Annotated in this window: 15 protein-coding genes, 1 tRNA gene and 1 pseudogene; 11 read left to right on the top strand and 6 right to left on the bottom strand. The window is 45.1% G+C overall.

Annotated features, from left to right (window positions below; genetic code table 11):
- The first annotated feature begins 278 nt into the window (after positions 1–278).
- Complete coding sequence (locus tag K401_RS0109745; protein ID WP_024292775.1) at positions 279–1,256, top strand: 2-keto-3-deoxygluconate permease; 978 nt, start codon at positions 279–281, stop codon at positions 1,254–1,256.
- Positions 1,257–1,414: 158 nt separating this feature from the next.
- Here the strand turns inward: K401_RS0109745 and K401_RS0109740 are convergent.
- The 6 genes and pseudogenes from K401_RS0109740 to K401_RS0109705 form a co-directional block, all read right to left on the bottom strand.
- Positions 1,415–1,852, bottom strand: a pseudogene (locus K401_RS0109740) (transposase); the annotation flags it as partial.
- Between the two features lie 211 nt (positions 1,853–2,063).
- Positions 2,064–2,136 (bottom strand) — tRNA-Lys (locus K401_RS0109735).
- A gap of 111 nt (positions 2,137–2,247) precedes the next feature.
- Complete coding sequence (locus tag K401_RS33170; RefSeq protein WP_166435263.1) at positions 2,248–2,400, bottom strand: hypothetical protein; 153 nt, start codon at positions 2,398–2,400, stop codon at positions 2,248–2,250.
- Between the two features lie 88 nt (positions 2,401–2,488).
- On the bottom strand, positions 2,489–3,127 hold the full coding sequence (gene trmB, locus K401_RS0109725; protein ID WP_024292773.1) for a tRNA (guanosine(46)-N7)-methyltransferase TrmB: 639 nt from the start codon (positions 3,125–3,127) through the stop codon (positions 2,489–2,491).
- A gap of 1,112 nt (positions 3,128–4,239) precedes the next feature.
- The gene (locus K401_RS34190; RefSeq protein ID WP_084492835.1) at positions 4,240–4,326 is read right to left on the bottom strand and encodes a hypothetical protein; all 87 of its coding nucleotides are present in this window, start codon (positions 4,324–4,326) and stop codon (positions 4,240–4,242) included.
- Between the two features lie 341 nt (positions 4,327–4,667).
- Positions 4,668–5,195, bottom strand: a complete 528-nt coding sequence (locus tag K401_RS0109705; protein WP_024292770.1) for a terminase small subunit — start codon at positions 5,193–5,195, stop codon at positions 4,668–4,670.
- A gap of 931 nt (positions 5,196–6,126) precedes the next feature.
- Here K401_RS0109705 and K401_RS0109700 point away from each other — a divergent pair.
- The 10 genes from K401_RS0109700 to K401_RS0109655 all read left to right on the top strand — a co-directional run bounded on the left by K401_RS0109700 (position 6,127) and on the right by K401_RS0109655 (position 15,983).
- Positions 6,127–7,251 (top strand): DUF4145 domain-containing protein, encoded by a 1,125-nt coding sequence (locus tag K401_RS0109700; RefSeq protein ID WP_024292769.1) that lies wholly within the window; start codon positions 6,127–6,129, stop codon positions 7,249–7,251.
- A 230-nt stretch (positions 7,252–7,481) separates the two neighbouring features.
- Positions 7,482–7,793 carry a hypothetical protein gene (locus tag K401_RS0109695; RefSeq protein WP_024292768.1) on the top strand — a complete coding sequence of 104 codons (312 nt, stop codon included), beginning with the start codon at positions 7,482–7,484 and terminating at the stop codon, positions 7,791–7,793.
- Between the two features lie 4 nt (positions 7,794–7,797).
- A complete protein-coding gene (locus tag K401_RS0109690; protein ID WP_024292767.1) occupies positions 7,798–8,844 on the top strand; it encodes a V0D/AC39 family V-type ATPase subunit in 1,047 nt (348 codons plus the stop codon).
- 16 nt (positions 8,845–8,860) lie between these two features.
- On the top strand, positions 8,861–10,789 hold the full coding sequence (locus K401_RS0109685) for a V-type ATP synthase subunit I (protein ID WP_024292766.1): 1,929 nt from the start codon (positions 8,861–8,863) through the stop codon (positions 10,787–10,789).
- A gap of 22 nt (positions 10,790–10,811) precedes the next feature.
- Positions 10,812–11,243, top strand: coding sequence for an ATP synthase subunit C (locus K401_RS0109680; RefSeq protein WP_024292765.1), 432 nt, complete (start codon positions 10,812–10,814; stop codon positions 11,241–11,243).
- Positions 11,244–11,246: 3 nt separating this feature from the next.
- Positions 11,247–11,555: a V-type ATP synthase subunit F gene (locus K401_RS0109675; protein WP_024292764.1), complete on the top strand. Its 309-nt coding sequence runs from the start codon at positions 11,247–11,249 to the stop codon at positions 11,553–11,555.
- Between the two features lie 16 nt (positions 11,556–11,571).
- Positions 11,572–12,174 (top strand): V-type ATP synthase subunit E, encoded by a 603-nt coding sequence (locus K401_RS0109670; protein WP_024292763.1) that lies wholly within the window; start codon positions 11,572–11,574, stop codon positions 12,172–12,174.
- The gene (locus K401_RS0109665) at positions 12,167–13,933 is read left to right on the top strand and encodes a V-type ATP synthase subunit A (RefSeq protein WP_024292762.1); all 1,767 of its coding nucleotides are present in this window, start codon (positions 12,167–12,169) and stop codon (positions 13,931–13,933) included. Before K401_RS0109670 ends, K401_RS0109665 begins: the two co-directional genes overlap by 8 nt.
- Positions 13,934–13,947: 14 nt before the next feature.
- Complete coding sequence (locus K401_RS0109660; RefSeq protein WP_024292761.1) at positions 13,948–15,351, top strand: V-type ATP synthase subunit B; 1,404 nt, start codon at positions 13,948–13,950, stop codon at positions 15,349–15,351.
- Positions 15,352–15,362: 11 nt separating this feature from the next.
- Positions 15,363–15,983 carry a V-type ATP synthase subunit D gene (locus K401_RS0109655; RefSeq protein ID WP_024292760.1) on the top strand — a complete coding sequence of 207 codons (621 nt, stop codon included), beginning with the start codon at positions 15,363–15,365 and terminating at the stop codon, positions 15,981–15,983.
- Positions 15,984–16,089: the final 106 nt, after the last annotated feature.

Here is a 16,089-nt window from a genome sequence, read left to right as displayed (position 1 = left end):
CATCCGTTCTAAAAAGTTTTGGCACACTCTTTTGCTGTACCATCAGTTTCTATTATCATATTATTAATTTACAAAAAAAGCAATCTATTCTGATACCACTCAAAGTTTTATAATGTAACTTCTGTGTTTTGTGAAATTTGTATTTTTACACTTGCATTTTTCTAACTTTTTTGTTATGATCCCACTATACGGTATAGCAGTCCCACTATTCGGTATAGTGCAAATAACATATTTTGATAGTTTAACTATCACTTTTTGGAAAATGAGAGGAGATTACAATGAAATTAAACATTATGAAAACCATGCATAAAATCCCCAGTGGGCTATTAATTATTCCTTTACTGATATCCGCCGTATTTAACACACTCTTTCCTACATTCTGGACCACACTGGGAGGGCCCAGCGAAGGTCTTTTCAAATCTGGTACATACTGCGTCATCGGACTTATGCTGTTTTCCAGCGGTGCTACCGTTTCCTTTTCGAAAATAGGTAAGATTTTGAAATACGGTGCTACTTATGCCATATTTAAGCTGCTTATCATTTTCGGTATCGGAACTCTGTTTCTGCGCTTTTTTGGTGTGGATGGGATCTGGGGTATCTCTGCCTTCGCTTTTATTCCCGCCATCTGCTATATGAACCCCGGATTATTTATCTCACTGGCACAGCAATACGGAGAGCCTGAGGATATCGGCATGATGCTGCTCCCACAGCTTTTCTGCATGTCCGTCTGGTCCATCCTCGTATTCAACCTTTCCGGCGGCTCGGATGCTGTCAACTGGATGTCTGCCATTAATGTATTGATACCATTCTTTCTTGGTATGCTGCTGGGAAATCTGGATCCGGAATTTATTAAATTTATCAAGCCGGCTTCCACCATCTGTCTCGTGCTGATGGGCTTTGTATTTGGAGCCGCTATTAATTTAAAGACTGCTTTCCATGCTGGTATACGCGGGATTATTCTCGCACTGGTTATATTTGTTATCAATCTGGTGTTTATGTATTTTCTAGCCGACAAAGTTATCTTAAAGAGACCCGGCTGGGTTGGTGCCGGTCTGTGTGCTACCACAGGAGTCGCCTGTGTGGATCCTTCTCTCATGGCGGCAGGCAATGAGGCATACACAGCATATGTACCAGAAGCGGTTTCCTTGCTTGCTCTCACCTTTTTGATTACAACCCTGATATCCGCCGTTATGTGCAGGGTAATCTCGAACAAATCGAAAAGTACGGAAGCTGATGGGAACAAAGAGGCAGCCTAACCGATATATTTCATGAAAATAATCAAAAAGGGGCAGTCGGGTAATGGTATTTTTTAATCCATTTGTCCCCAAATAAGAACATCCTCGCAGGAATCCACACTTTTCAGGTGTTCGGTTTTCCTTCGGGGATGTTTTTATGCTTTCTTTGAGAATCACTCTTCCTGATGACTTATTTCGGTACGGATATAGGTAAGGCTTCTTCCATTATGATATTGATAATAATGTGTGTCTTCTTCTATCATGTACATCATGTTGTAATGCTTTCCGATGTCTTCCTTGTATGCCTTGATTTTCGTCTTTTCGTGCATCTGCAGCCTGATGTAGCTTTTAATTCCCTGCTCCTTTAGATAAATCATATTCTTTTCCCTGCAATAGCCACTGTCTGCAGTTGTTTGCTTTGGATCGTGCCAAAAAACCCGTTGGTGTTTTTCCAATACGGTAATCAAGGTATTGTAATTCGTTCGTTCACTGCTGATATAGCTATGAATAATAAAATAATTCTCCACTGCTATCTGTACATTATAGGCTGGCTTGAGCAGCCCGTTTTTCATGTGGTCATCCTTCATTCTCATAAAGGTGACAGCTACATCCATTTTTCAAATCTTCCACAACACCAAAGGAAAAAAATTTGCATTGAATTTGCAAAGAAATATTTTTCCCTAAAAGAAAAAAAGCGGACGCTCACCCAGCATCCGCTCTCCAACCAATTCAATTTTAACATAACAAACACCAGCAACTCCGCATAAATCCAAACAAAATAAAAGCCCCAACCCCGCAGCTCTCTGTCTGCAAAACCGGAACTTTTGATGCGCCTTCGGGGGCTCGAACCCCGGACAAATAGATTAAGAGTCTACTGCTCTACCAACTGAGCTAAAGGCGCTTGTCTTTCGTTTCTACACTGTACTCTCGTCTTGAGCACGTGTGTAATTATATAACCGTATCCAACAAAAGTCAACACCTTTTTTACAAATAATTTACAACTTTTTCGAATTTATTTATTTTTCTTATTTTTTTGTATATTTCCGCTCAGGGTTTTGTTCACATCTACAAAAGATTTGTTCCAGGTCAGCATTTTCTTATTTAATTCCGTCTTATCACTGGTAGCTTGAAGAAGCTTGCTTGTGACCTTGTCTTTCATTCCCATAACCGCTGCTCCCACAACTGATTTTGTTTTATTATATGCAAAACCGGCATTATGGTTATAGAAACCAAACACCGGTTTTAAAAAAATATTATCTTCTTCCTGCTGTCAATTTATAAATGGGATTCCCCTTGGAGGAAAATTTCTCTTCATACTCTGTCATCACGTTCCCCTCTCCCATCTGGCTGTGATGAAGGTCATAGGTAAATTCCTTAACCTGCCAGCCGGCTCTAGGAATGGATTCCAGGGAGTAATCAAACAGGCCTTTGTTGTCGGTTTTAAATTCCACAGTGCCGTCAGGCTTTAAAATCCGGTCATAAACCGCCATAAAATCCTCTGATGTGAGCCTGCGTTTAGCATGACGGTCCTTTGGCCAAGGATCAGAAAAGTTTAAGTACACCCTCTGTACCTCTCCGAGGGCAAATATATCACCCAGGTTTTTTGCATCCACGCACATAAAGAATATATTATCAAGCTCCATCTGAGCCCGCTTCTGCAAACCCCTCAAAAGAACGCTGGGATATCTCTCAATGCCCACATAATTGATTTCCGGGTTCATGGCGGCCAGCTCCATGATAAAACGGCCCTTACCCATGCCAACCTCTATTTCAATAGGATTTTCATTGCCAAACACTTCCTTCCAGCAGCCTTTTTTATCAAAAGGATTCTGGACAACATACGGACTGTTCGCAATCTCCTCTTCCGAGCCTTGTATATGACGCAACCTCATCTTAAAATTCCTCCAAATAAATTCATCTTAATGAAAACATACATTGCCTGATCGATTGTATCATACATGGTACAGGGAACGCAAGTTTGCCGTTTATTTTTCCGCCTCCAGCCTGATAATTTTACAGGCTCTGCCGCTGTCTCCGGATCATCCTGAATGTATCTGAGTAAGCACAGATCAAGCTGCTGCACTTCCCTTTCACAAACTGTTCACATCTTCCACAACTTTTCTACACAACAGCCCGGTATATTAATACTTGTTACAGGTAATATCCTTATAAATAAACTTTTTTCATATTGCCGGCAGGATTCCTCCAATCTTGCCGGCACCTCTCCTTTATGAGGAGATTAACGGTTCTTATGTCATTTATATCCCTTCTGATTTCTAATCGCTTCCGACAATGTCTGCATAAACCCTATTAATTTAACCCCACAGACCCATTTTCCTGTTTTTTTTACTTTTCTCTTACGAAGCCCATCATATTTTAGCCACGACACCCCCTGTTTTTACAGCAATTCTAAAGATAATTCGCATAAAAACAAATGTTTTATACTGTTTATATGTTTTTTTTGTATCATAATAGTATCACGACTTTATGTAATGGGCTGGCCCGAAATAACGGTTACTCGCAGCAATTTGTTGATAAAAGTAGAGTTAATGCTGACGAAACTGAAACATACTTGGGGGAATGGGGATAAAATGCAATCTGACACCTACCTATATTCTTTGCCGCAATCACCCTTATTTTTTGTAAAGATTCCTTTACTTGTAATATTTTAAAAGTAAGTATAATATAATAAAAAAGGCAATCGCCACAGGGTGGTTGGCTAATTAGAAAAGCAAAAACCTTCCCAACCGGCCAAAGTACAGGGAAGGTTTTTTGTATTTAGCGACACGTCAATAAGACGAATGTCAGCAGTGCCAGAAAGAACATGCCAAAAGACATTAAATCCTTAAAGTCAAAATACTTCATGAGCAACACCTCCATTCTATGTAGAATCGAGGCCTACCATCCTATACACGATTGCCAGCAGTTTGTACCTGCCAGTATAATTATATGTTCCAACTTAAGACTGTACTATTAATAATATCTTACAAATTCCATTGGGACCCTATTCATCCAGCCCTGGATACTGCAGCGCTCCATCCTGATCCAAGTAATACCACTTTCCGCCAGAAGATTGCAGGCCCTTCACCATGGCTCCATCAGCTCCTTGGTCAGTTCAATAGCTGCCTGCACCGTAGCCTCCTCAAAATACCAATCCCTGATTGCATCCGCCTCCAACAGTACCATAGTTTATCGTAATTTGGGCAGTTTCAAATGAAATATAAGATTCTCCTACAAAACCTGCTTTATTTGCTCCCCGGATATATAGTTCATTTGCCCCACCAACATATTCTTCCCATGTTACCGTAATCCAGGGCCTTCTGCCATTTCTTCTTGTCCCCGCAGCCGTGGTCACTTCCAGGAACTCTACCGGACCATCTCATTTTAGAAAGGTTTTATACTTCTCTGACAGAAGCAGGCGCTCATCACTCATTATCCATCACCGCGGCGCATCTGCTTAATCAAATCATCAAGCTTCGTTTTCTCAGTCTCCAGAATGCCAGACACTTCCAGCTTATCCTTAAACATACCTAAGTGCCTGCCAATCAGTTCCAGGGCTTTTTCCTTATTATTCAGTTTAATTTCTATCTCATTGGCACCTTCCTTGATTCCGGCAATGACCCCTAACTTATCCCTTAGCATTTCATCTGGGGATTTTATCTGCACTGCTTTATAGCTTCCTTTGCTTTCAATCGTCACAAAGTCAGTAATATCTGCGAAACCGATCTTAGCAAGCTCCTTTAAAACCATGTCCTGGGTGATCTCAGTACGTTTTTCCCGGTCCTTCATTCGCTTTTCAACATAAGCCGCAACGTTAACATTGGTTAACATTCTGCTTGCAGCCGCTTTGGCTGTTTCATCTTTCTTGACCTTGGTATATGCTGCCTTGTAAGGCCTGGTGACATTAAGGTCAATCAGGTACTCATCTGCAAATAATTTCTGTTTGGCTGACAACGCCATCTGGCTCACTTCCTTTCAATTTGTGCATAACAAGCGACTAAAACCCTGTAATAATTTGCAGTTTTGTGTCGTATTTTCAGATATTAACACTCAATCCACAATTGTTTCCACAACATTGTGGATAAGTGTCGTTTTGGGTATTAAAAAGAGACGGGGTTGACCGCCTCCTGTTTACTCTTCAACATGTACGTTCAAATATAACTTTCTCTAACAAGGACATTAACCTCACACTCGCGAATTATTTCTTCAGGCATACCAGACTGCCATAAGCATTCCTGGAACGCTTCCGCTACTCTTTCATCTGCCAATGCAACTGCATTTTGAATGTTTGTCATACATGCATCATTGATATTCAAAAACTTATCACCGCCATGATCAAAACGACGTTATTACATCTCCCAAAACAGCAGGCGGTACAAGACTTGTAACCATACCTCCATTTCTCACAGAATGTCTGAAAGAGTACATAGATAAGAATTATGGAGTAAAAGCTGAGGATAGGCTTTTCAATTTTCCCGGTATAAATTAGGAATTTGCTTAAAAGGCGCCTGCGCATCTTCCGGAATTAAACCAATACGCATTCATGACATCCGCCACAGCCATGTTTCCCTATTAATAGATATGGGCTTCTCTCCTTATCTTATAGCAGAGCGCATAGGTGATTCAGTGGATATGGTAAACAATATTTATGGACATTTATATCCCAATAAGCACAGCGAGGTCGCAAACAAATTACAGGATTTAGTATCAAAGTAGTATCACAGATAACTTTAAAATACAGGAATTCCTTTATTTTATAGGGAATCCCTGTATATTTTTTACTTTTCTCTTACAAATCAAAAAACGACAAAATAACAGGTGCGCAATTTACAATAATCTAGTATAATATCTGTATATTGGAATACAACCGTCTTTGCAAAGGAGGAAATATATGGGAACTACAGACAACAGTTTCTTGACCAGAATCCAGCAGGGTCTGAGGGAAGCGGAAAGGCTCATGAACCAGAAGCAGTATAACATGGCCATGATCAAAGCCCGGCAGACCCTGGAATATATGGTAAATTATCTTGGTGAAAGGGCTTTGATCGTGGAGGGTGATCTGGCGGACAGCATAGACCAGCTATTTGAGAGGCGCTTTATTTCCCAGTCAGCCAAAGACCACTATCACAGGATCCGCGTGCTGGGAAACAAGGCAGTTCATGAAGGAGACGACAGCCCTTATGATGCCAGCGAAGCCTTTCAGCTTCTGTCTCAGGAAGTCAATGCCTTTGCAAACTCTTTCAATAGAGGAAGCCAGGGGGGAGCCCCTGTCAGTAAGCGGCCCGCAGACGTCAGGACCATGTCATCATCCACGTCCAGGAATAATCCCCCCCGAAGCGGTGCCTTAAGGAATGAAGCCTATGGAACAGGAAATCCAAGAAGCACCGGTGCAAGAACCGCGCCTTTAAGAACCCAGGAGCATATCGGAGGGACAAGGAGCAGCGGGACGAGACCGGATGGCCAAAGACCCGGTCAGAGGCCGCCCCAAAGGAATGCTTCCAGAACCGGCCAAAGGCCTGCTTCACACAGCAGAAGCAGGAGGCGTACCAGGAAGAACAGCTTTGATGTCTACGGACTGCTGAAACCAGCTCTTATTTTCCTGGTTCTTCTTGTGCTCGTCTTAATCATCGTGAAGCTGATCCCGGGAAAAGACTCAAAAAACGAGCCTACCACAACCCCAACATCTGCTGAGGTCACTACCGAAGCCATGACAAGCGCCGAAACACCTACAACAGCTGCGGAGCCGGAAACAGAAGCTCCTAAGGTCTACACCACCATGAGCAAGCTTAATGTCCGTTCCGAGCCATCCACCAACGGAGCCAAGCTTGGAACCCTTGCTTCCGGTACTGTGGTGGATTATGTCAAGACCTATGATGACAAATGGACGGTCATCATGTTTGAAGGAACAGAGGCTTATGTTGCCACCGAATTCCTGACCGTAACGGAAGGCGAATCGGAAGCGGGCGCAGAGGAATCTACCTCTGCCGCTGAGGGTACCACAGCCGCTGCCCCGTAAAGAAAACGTTAAAAAAGCGAAGAATCCAGGGATAATTTTCCCTTGGTCTTCGCTTTTTCTATTGTTCATGCATAACCCCAGCTTTGGCGGCGTAACTTATATTTATGATAAAATTTCATTAATATTGTCGTTTTTCTCTAACAGACTATGGCATTTTTTTTAAATTGTAGTATCATTATAAATTAAGCACTATTTTTTTCAACGAATGCTTACGAAAAGGAGGGTACAGTATGGATACTGTAATCGAGAAAATATCCGAGATTGAATCGGCTGCGGCTTCCATTATGAATGATGCCAATGAGCGCAAAAAGGCCTTTGCAAAAGAAATGGAAGAGAGGACGGCTGCGTTCGATGCACAGCTGGAAGCGGAAACCAACAAAAAGATTGAAGAGCTGCAGGCCGCCATGGAAATCAGCATGAATAACCGTCTGGAAAAACAGCGGAGTGATGCCCAAAGGATCCTTAAAGCCATGGAACAGCATTACGAGGACCATCATACTCAATATGTGGAGGAGTTATTTAATACAATGACAAAGGAGTGATCTTATGGGAGACTTATTATCCTACAGCGGCATTACAACCAAGGTAAGAGCCATGGAAAGCCATCTGATCACCGACAGCCAGTTTCGCGAAATGGCAGCCCTTGAAACTGTTTCTGATGCAGTGGAATATTTAAGGCGCTTGCCTGCCTATGAAGGGCTGTTTGCAAACTTAGAGGGCGTGGTCCTTCACAGGGGAGCCATTGAACAGCGGCTGATCCTTTCCCTGTACCAGGATTTTGCCAAGCTCTACCGGTTCGCCAATTTGACCCAGCGTAAATTTCTGGACTTATATTTTATGCACTTTGAAATCGATATCCTGAAGAAATGCTTCCGCAATGCTATGGGGCGGAACCGGCCGGATATCGATCTCTCTGTATTCCAGGACTTTTTTGAGAAGCATTCCCGGCTGGACTTAATGAGGCTGTCTTCCTCAGGAGACTTGCATGAATTCATTACAAACCTGGAAGGCTCGGTTTACTATGACCTGCTTTCCCACTTAGACGATAAGGAACAGCCCGCCTTGTTTGATTATGAGGTCCACTTAGACCTTCTTTACTTTAAGACCATCTGGAAGGTCATGGGCAAATATCTTACCAGAAAAGAACAGGAGCTTCTTATACGCTGCTTTGGCAGCAAGCTGGATTTACTTAATGTCCAGTGGATTTACCGCTCCAAAAAATATTACCGCCTGCAGCCTGCCGATATTTATTCCCTTCTCATCCCTATTAATTACCATTTAAATAAGGAGCAGATCACAAAAATGGCAGAGGCAGCCACGTTGGAAGAGTTTTATTCTGTTCTAAGGACCACCTTTTATGGGCGGAAATCCGATTTGGAAGCCGCGGACATGCCGGACTTAGAACAACTGACTCAGGAAATGCTGGACAAAATATACCGTTCCACCAGCCGGCAGAATCCCTATTCCATTGCCACGCTGAATTCCTATCTTTATTTTAAGGAGGAAGAAATTCAAAAGATTATCACCCTCATAGAGAGCATCCGGTACAGCGTAAGCTCGGATGAAATTATCTCCTATGTTGTAAAAAAGTAAAGGGGGTTGCTTTTCCGTGATAGAAAAGATGAAATTCTTAAGTATCACCGGACCCAAGGAAGATATTGACCGGGTCATCGACACCTATTTATCCAAATATGAAATCCATTTGGAAAATGCCCTGTCGGAATTAAAAACGGTAAAAGACTTAAGACCTTATATTGAAACCAATCCATACAAGGACGCGTACCAGCGCGCCATGGAACTGGCGGAATTACTCCCGCCGGGAGATCCGGCAAACAGCCGGAAAAAAGTTTCCATTGAGCGGGCCGCTGAAATTGTTGCAGGGATCGGAGAACAGGTAAAGGAACTGACTGCAAAGGAAGAGGCCCTTGTGACCGAGCAAAATTCCTTCCGCCAATCCCTGGACCGGATCCTTCCGTTCACCGGACTTAACTATGATTTAAGCTCCATCCTCCATTTTAAGTACATTAAATTCCGTTTTGGGCGTATTTCTCATGAGTATTACAACAAATTTGAGAGCTACGTATATGATACCATTGATACTGTCCTTTATAAATGCCGGGAGGATGACGAGTATGTCTGGCTGGTTTATTTTGCACCGGAAACCATCTCAAACCAGATTGATGCCATTTTCTCTTCCATGCATTTTGAACGCTTCTTTTTGCCTGATGAATACGAGGGCACGCCCCTGGACGCCATCCATTTTCTGGAAGATAAGATCAATACCCTGCAGGCTGCTATTAACAGCATCCGAAAGCAGATGTCTGATCTTCTGGCGGCAAGGCAGGAGGACTTATCAAGCGCATATAGAAGTCTGGAAATATTTTCAACCAACTTTAATGTGAGAAAGCTGGCAGCATGTACCAAGCAGAATGTAAACACCTTTTACATTATCTGCGGTTGGATGAGTAACCGGGATGCCGCTGCTTTTCAGAAGGAGATCTCAGACGATAAAAAGACCTTCTGCTTCATGGAGGATGACCATAACAACATTATGAGCAAGCCTCCAACCAAGCTTCACAACCCAAAGCTTTTTAAGCCTTTTGAAATGTTCATACAGATGTACGGCCTTCCGGAGTACAATGAGATCGACCCCACCATATTGATCGGCATCACCTATTCCTTCCTCTTTGGTTTTATGTTTGGGGATGTGGGACAGGGAATGTGCCTTCTGTTTGGAGGGCTTCTCCTTTACCGGCTTAAGAAAATGAATCTGGCGGCCATTTTATCCTGCTGCGGCTTCTTCTCAACCATATTCGGATTCCTTTTCGGCAGCTTTTTCGGGTTCGAAGATGTTATAAGCGCCGTCTGGCTCCGCCCCATGGAGCACATGACCAGCCTGCCCTTTATCGGGAAGCTGAATACCGTATTTATCGCAGCGATTTCCATTGGCATGGGAATTATCCTGATGACCATGGTATTAAACATCATAAACAGCATCCGTTTTCATGACCCGGAAAAAACCCTGTTTGACACAAACGGTACGGCAGGACTTGTGTTCTATGCAAGCCTTGTGCTCACCATTGTCCTTTACATGACCAAAAACCCTGTTCCGGCTGCCATACTCCTTGTGATCATGTTTGGCATCCCGCTGGCTGTCATGTTCTTTAAGGAACCTCTCACAAACCTGGTGGAAAGAAAAGCCCAGATCATGCCAAAGGAAAAGGGCATGTTTGTGGTTCAGGGCTTTTTCGAACTGTTTGAAGTGCTTTTAAGCTACTTTTCCAACACCCTTTCCTTTGTCCGTGTAGGAGCCTTTGCCGTCAGCCACGCAGCCATGATGGAAGTGGTGCTCATGCTCTCCGGTGCGGAAGCAGGAAATCCCAACTGGCTGGTTGTGATTCTGGGCAACTTATTCGTTTGCGGCATGGAAGGCCTGATCGTGGGAATCCAGGTTCTGCGTCTGGAATATTATGAATTATTCAGCCGTTTCTATCGGGGAACCGGCCGGGAATTTAAACCATACGGAAAGAAAAATTAAAAACCAAAATGGAGGTAATATTATGTCAATCTTAGTAAAAATAACATTAGCAATCGCATTGACCTTAAGCATCGTTGTCCCCTTTGGTGCTTTTGCCTTGGGTGAAAAAACAAAAGGACGGTATAAAACCGCACTGGGCATTAACGCACTTTTATTTTTCGGTACCCTGATCGTTTCCAGTGTATTCATGTTTAACGGCCAGGCTGCCGCAGCAGAGGCAGCAAACCCTGGCACAGGAAGCATTGCAGGAATGGGCTACTTAGCTGCCGCACTTTCCACGGGACTTGCCTGTATCGGCGGCGGTATTGCCGTTTCCGCGGCTGCCAGCGCTGCTTTAGGCGCCATCAGCGAGGATGGCTCCATACTTGGTAAATCACTGATCTTCGTAGGGCTTGCCGAAGGCGTTTGTCTGTATGGTCTGATCATTTCTTTCATGATCTTAGGAAAGCTGTAACCCATGAAAATGTATTTGATCAGCGACAACGTGGATACCTGGACCGGAATGAGGTTAGCCGGAGTGGAAGGCGCTGTCGTTCATGAAAAGACGGAACTGAAACGTGAACTGGATAAAGTCCTGGCCGATAAAGAGATCGGGATCATTCTCCTGACGGAGAAATTCGGAAAAGAGTTTCCGGATATCATCAATGATGTGAAGCTGAACCGTAAGCTCCCATTGATCGTGGAGATCCCCGACCGCCATGGTACCGGCCGCAAGCCGAACTTTATCACGGATTACGTGAATGAAGCCATCGGATTAAAACTATAAGAAAGAGGTGGTCATCTTGACAACTGAGGAAAAATTACAGCATTTCCTGGAATTTTGTATGGAAGATGCCAGAACCCGCAGTGCAAAGATGCTTGATGAATATACGGCAGCCTTAGAGCAGACCTTTTCGGAGCATCAGGAGGATGCCAGGCGAAGGGCCGGCCAGCAGGTAAACCTGGAAAGTGAACGGATCGAACGGGAGATCAACAAAAAGCTTTCCCTGGAGCAGATCGGAATGAAGCGGGCCTTTGGAAAAAAACAGGATGAGCTGAAAGATAAGCTGTTTTCGGAGCTTCGGGATAAACTGGCCACATTCATGGAATCTCCGGGATACACAAAGCTTTTGGAAAAGCAGATCAAGGAAGCCAAGGCCCTGGCAGGAAAAGAATTCATCACCATTTACATTGATCCTGCGGATGAAGATAAGATCAATGAACTGTCAATTGCCGGCGGCTCCGATATCCGGGTGAGCGAATACTCCTTTCTGGGAGGAACCCGGGCTGTCATCCCTTCCAGGCATATTTTAATCGACAATTCCTTTCAAACAAAATTGACAGAAGCAAAACGGGACTTCCGCTTTGATGTAAAGGATCTGATTGGAGGTACGGCCAATGACTAATACAGGTACTATTTCCGGTATTAACGGCCCTGTCATTTATTTGAAGGGCGATTCCGGATTCCGAATGAATGAAATGGTCTATGTAGGCAAAGACCATTTAGTCGGCGAGGTCATCGGCCTTACGGACCGCCGCACCATTGTCCAGGTGTACGAGGAAACCAGCGGCTTAAAGCCGGGAGAAACGGTCTCCTCCTCCGGCTTCCCCGTATCGGTCACACTTGCTCCGGGCATTTTAAATAACATTTTTGACGGAATTGAACGGCCTTTAAGCGAGATCGCAAAGACCGGAGGCGCATACATTGACCGGGGTATTCATGTGGACTCCCTTGACGGTTCAAAACTATGGAAGACTCACATGACTGTAAAGAAGGGTGATCATTTATTCCCCGGAACCATCATTGCCGAGGTTCCTGAAACCCCTGCCATTGTCCATAAGGTCATGATTCCTCCTGATATGGAAGGCTATGTCCTTGACGCCGTGGAGGATGGTTCCTATACCATTTCTGATCCCCTGCTGACCCTTCAGCTGACAGACGGTTCTGAAGCCAAGATCACCATGACCCAGAAGTGGCCCATCCGCGTTCCAAGGCCCATATTGAAAAGGTACCCGGCTTCCAAGCCCCTTATCACCGGGCAGAGGATCATTGACACCCTGTTCCCTCTTGCAAAGGGTGGCACTGCCTGTATTCCCGGCGGCTTTGGCACGGGAAAAACCATGACCCAGCACCAGATCGCCAAGTGGTCTGATGCGGATATCATCATCTACATCGGCTGCGGAGAGCGGGGAAACGAGATGACCCAGGTGCTTGAGGAATTTTCCCAGCTGGTGGATCCACGTTCCGGAAATCCTCTGATGGACCGGACCACCCTCATTGCCAATACCTCCAACATGCCTGTTGCAGCCCGTGAAGCAAGCCTTTACTCCGGCCTTACCCTTGCGGAATATTACCGGGACATGGGGTATCACGTGGCCATCATGGCGGACTCCACTTCCCGTTGGGCCGAGGCCTTAAGGGAATTGTCCGGACGTCTGGAAGAAATGCCTGCGGAGGAAGGCTTCCCGGCCTATCTGGCTTCCCGCTTATCAGCCTTCTATGAAAGAGCCGGAATCATGCAGAACATGAACGGAACCGAAGGCTCAGTCACCATTATCGGGGCCGTATCTCCTCAGGGAGGCGATTTCTCCGAGCCTGTGACCCAGAACACCAAACGTTTTGTACGCTGCTTTTGGGGCCTGGACCGGAATCTGGCAAACGAACGCCATTTTCCGGCTATCCACTGGCTCAGCAGCTATTCCGAATATTTAACCGACTTAGCCCCCTGGTATGTGGAAAACGTGGATAAGAAATTCGTGGACTACAGAAACCGCCTGGTCTTTCTTCTGACCCAGGAAAGCAGCCTTATGGAGATCGTAAAACTCATCGGCGGAGACATGCTTCCCGATGACCAGAAGCTTATACTGGAAATCTCCAAGGTGATCAGGATCGGATTTTTACAGCAGAACGCATTTCACAAGGATGATACTTGTGTTCCAATGGAAAAGCAGTTTAAAATGATGGACTTAATCCTTTATTTATTCAAGAAATCCCGTTCCCTGGTTTCCATGGGAATGCCTATGTCCGTACTAAAGGAAGATCCGATTTTCGATAAGATCATTTCCATTAAATATGATGTACCTAACGACAGACTGGATATGTTTGATGACTACAAAAAGCAGGTAGATGCCTTCTATGAATCTGTCATCGAACGCAACGCATAGGGAGGAGGCAGACTATGGCAATCGAATATTTAGGACTAAGTGCGATCAACGGGCCCCTGGTGGTTTTGGAAGGCGTCCAGAATGCTGCTTTCGACGAAATCGTGGAAATGACCGTAGAAAAAAAGACAAAGAAGCTTGGACGCATCATTGAGGTTTACGAGGATAAAGCCATCATCCAGGTATTTGAAGGGACTGATGGGCTTGCCTTAAGAAATGTTCACACCCGCCTCACCGGGCACCCTATGGAGCTTGCCGTTTCCGAAGACATGTTAGGACGCACCTTTAACGGAATCGGAGAGCCTATTGACGGACTTGGAGACATCAGCTCTGACATTCGCCTGGATATTAACGGAAAACCCTTAAATCCTGTTACCAGGGAATACCCAAGGGATTATATCCGCACGGGAATCTCAGCCATTGACGGACTGATGACCTTAATCCGCGGACAAAAGCTTCCCATCTTCTCAGGAAACGGCCTTCCCCACGATGAACTGGCGGCTCAGATCGTACAGCAGGCTTCCTTAGGGGATGATGCCCTTTCCAGTGAACAATTTGCTGTGGTATTTGCAGCTATGGGGGTGAAATACGATGTGGCTGATTTTTTCCGCCGCACCTTTGAAGAAAGCGGTGTTTCCGACCACGTAGCCATGTTCATCAATCTGGCAAACGATCCTGTGGTGGAACGTCTGATCACGCCAAAGGTGGCCCTGACCCTGGCAGAATACTTAGCCTTTGAAAAGGGGATGCACATTCTGGTTATTTTGACCGATATGACCGCCTATGCAGAGGCCCTCCGTGAGGTTTCCTCCTCAAAAGGAGAAATCCCTTCCAGAAAGGGCTATCCCGGCTATTTGTACAGCGAGCTGGCTTCCCTTTATGAGCGGGCCGGCATTGTAAAGGACCGGCATGGTTCCGTGACCCAGATCCCTATCCTGACCATGCCAAACGACGACATCACCCATCCCATTCCAGACCTTACGGGATATATCACAGAGGGGCAGATCGTTCTGGACCGCAGTTTATACGGCCAGTCGGTTTATCCGCCGATCAATGTCCTCCCTTCCTTAAGCCGTCTGATGAAGGACGGCATTGGAGAAGGCTTTACAAGGGCAGACCATCAAGGTCTGGCAAACCAGCTCTTCTCCTGTTATGCAAAGGTTGGGGATGCAAGAGCACTGGCATCGGTCATCGGAGAAGATGAACTCTCTCCCATTGATAAAAAATATCTGGTGTTCGGAAAAGAATTTGAAAACCGTTTTGTAGGGCAGGGAAACCATGCCAACCGGAACATCATTGAAACCCTGACCATTGGCTGGGAGCTTCTGGGGCTTCTCCCAAGATCTGAGCTGGACCGCATCGACACCAAGGTCTTAGACCAGTATTACAAGCCAACCACCCTTGACGCACCGGAAGAATAGGAGGGATATTCATGAATCCCAATACATTTCCCACCAAGGGGAATTTGATCCTTGCCAAAAGCTCCCTGACTTTAGCCAGACAGGGCTACGAGCTGATGGATAAAAAACGGAATATCCTCATCAAGGAGCTGATGAGCCTGATCGATGAAGCAAAGGGCATCCAGTCGGAAATCGACGTCACCTTTACTTCCGCATACAAGGCCCTGCAAAAAGCCAACATTGAGCTGGGGATCAATTATGTGCAGGACATCGCCCTGGCAGTTCCCGTGGACAATTCTGTGCGAATCAAGACCAGGAGCATCATGGGAACAGAGATTCCTCTGGTCGAACATGATGAAATGCCCTTAAACCTGACTTATGCCTATTACAGCACCAGGGAATCACTGGATGAAGCACGTTACCAGTTTGAAAAGGTAAAAAAGCTGACAGTAAAGCTTTCCATGGTGGAGAACTCCGCCTACCGTCTGGCAAACAGTATTAAGAGAACTCAGAAACGGGCCAATGCCTTAAAGAACATTACGATCCCCAGGTATGAGGTTCTGACAAAGAACATCACCAATTCACTGGAAGAAAAAGACAGGGAAGAGTTTACCAGGCTTAAGGTGATCAAAAGGAATAAGAATGGAGTTTAGCGGCAGGTTCCAAAAGCCGTGCAATAAATTTAATATCAGAATTTTTATAAGCCATAAGGATCGGAGACGGAAACGGCAGCAGTCAGTTTTCCGCCCCCGGTCCTTT

It is taken from the genome of Lacrimispora indolis DSM 755 (assembly GCF_000526995.1).
Classification (GTDB): Bacteria; Bacillota; Clostridia; order Lachnospirales; family Lachnospiraceae; genus Lacrimispora; species Lacrimispora indolis.
This window is presented reverse-complemented; position numbering and strand designations above follow the sequence as displayed.

Bases quoted from the DNA above. Each gene is read 5' to 3' on its own strand.
- K401_RS0109705 (WP_024292770.1), bottom strand. From the start codon at position 5,195: ATGGCGTTGTCAGCCAAACAGAAATTATTTGCAGATGAGTACCTGATT.
- K401_RS0109690 (WP_024292767.1), top strand. From the start codon at position 7,798: ATGGGAGACTTATTATCCTACAGCGGCATTACAACCAAGGTAAGAGCC.
- K401_RS0109695 (WP_024292768.1), top strand. From the start codon at position 7,482: ATGGATACTGTAATCGAGAAAATATCCGAGATTGAATCGGCTGCGGCT.
- K401_RS34190 (WP_084492835.1), bottom strand. From the start codon at position 4,326: ATGGTGAAGGGCCTGCAATCTTCTGGCGGAAAGTGGTATTACTTGGAT.
- K401_RS0109680 (WP_024292765.1), top strand. From the start codon at position 10,812: ATGTCAATCTTAGTAAAAATAACATTAGCAATCGCATTGACCTTAAGC.
- K401_RS0109700 (WP_024292769.1), top strand. From the start codon at position 6,127: ATGGGAACTACAGACAACAGTTTCTTGACCAGAATCCAGCAGGGTCTG.
- K401_RS0109665 (WP_024292762.1), top strand. From the start codon at position 12,167: ATGACTAATACAGGTACTATTTCCGGTATTAACGGCCCTGTCATTTAT.
- K401_RS33170 (WP_166435263.1), bottom strand. From the start codon at position 2,400: ATGGGAATGAAAGACAAGGTCACAAGCAAGCTTCTTCAAGCTACCAGT.
- K401_RS0109660 (WP_024292761.1), top strand. From the start codon at position 13,948: ATGGCAATCGAATATTTAGGACTAAGTGCGATCAACGGGCCCCTGGTG.
- trmB (WP_024292773.1), bottom strand. From the start codon at position 3,127: ATGAGGTTGCGTCATATACAAGGCTCGGAAGAGGAGATTGCGAACAGT.
- K401_RS0109745 (WP_024292775.1), top strand. From the start codon at position 279: ATGAAATTAAACATTATGAAAACCATGCATAAAATCCCCAGTGGGCTA.
- K401_RS0109675 (WP_024292764.1), top strand. From the start codon at position 11,247: ATGAAAATGTATTTGATCAGCGACAACGTGGATACCTGGACCGGAATG.
- K401_RS0109655 (WP_024292760.1), top strand. From the start codon at position 15,363: ATGAATCCCAATACATTTCCCACCAAGGGGAATTTGATCCTTGCCAAA.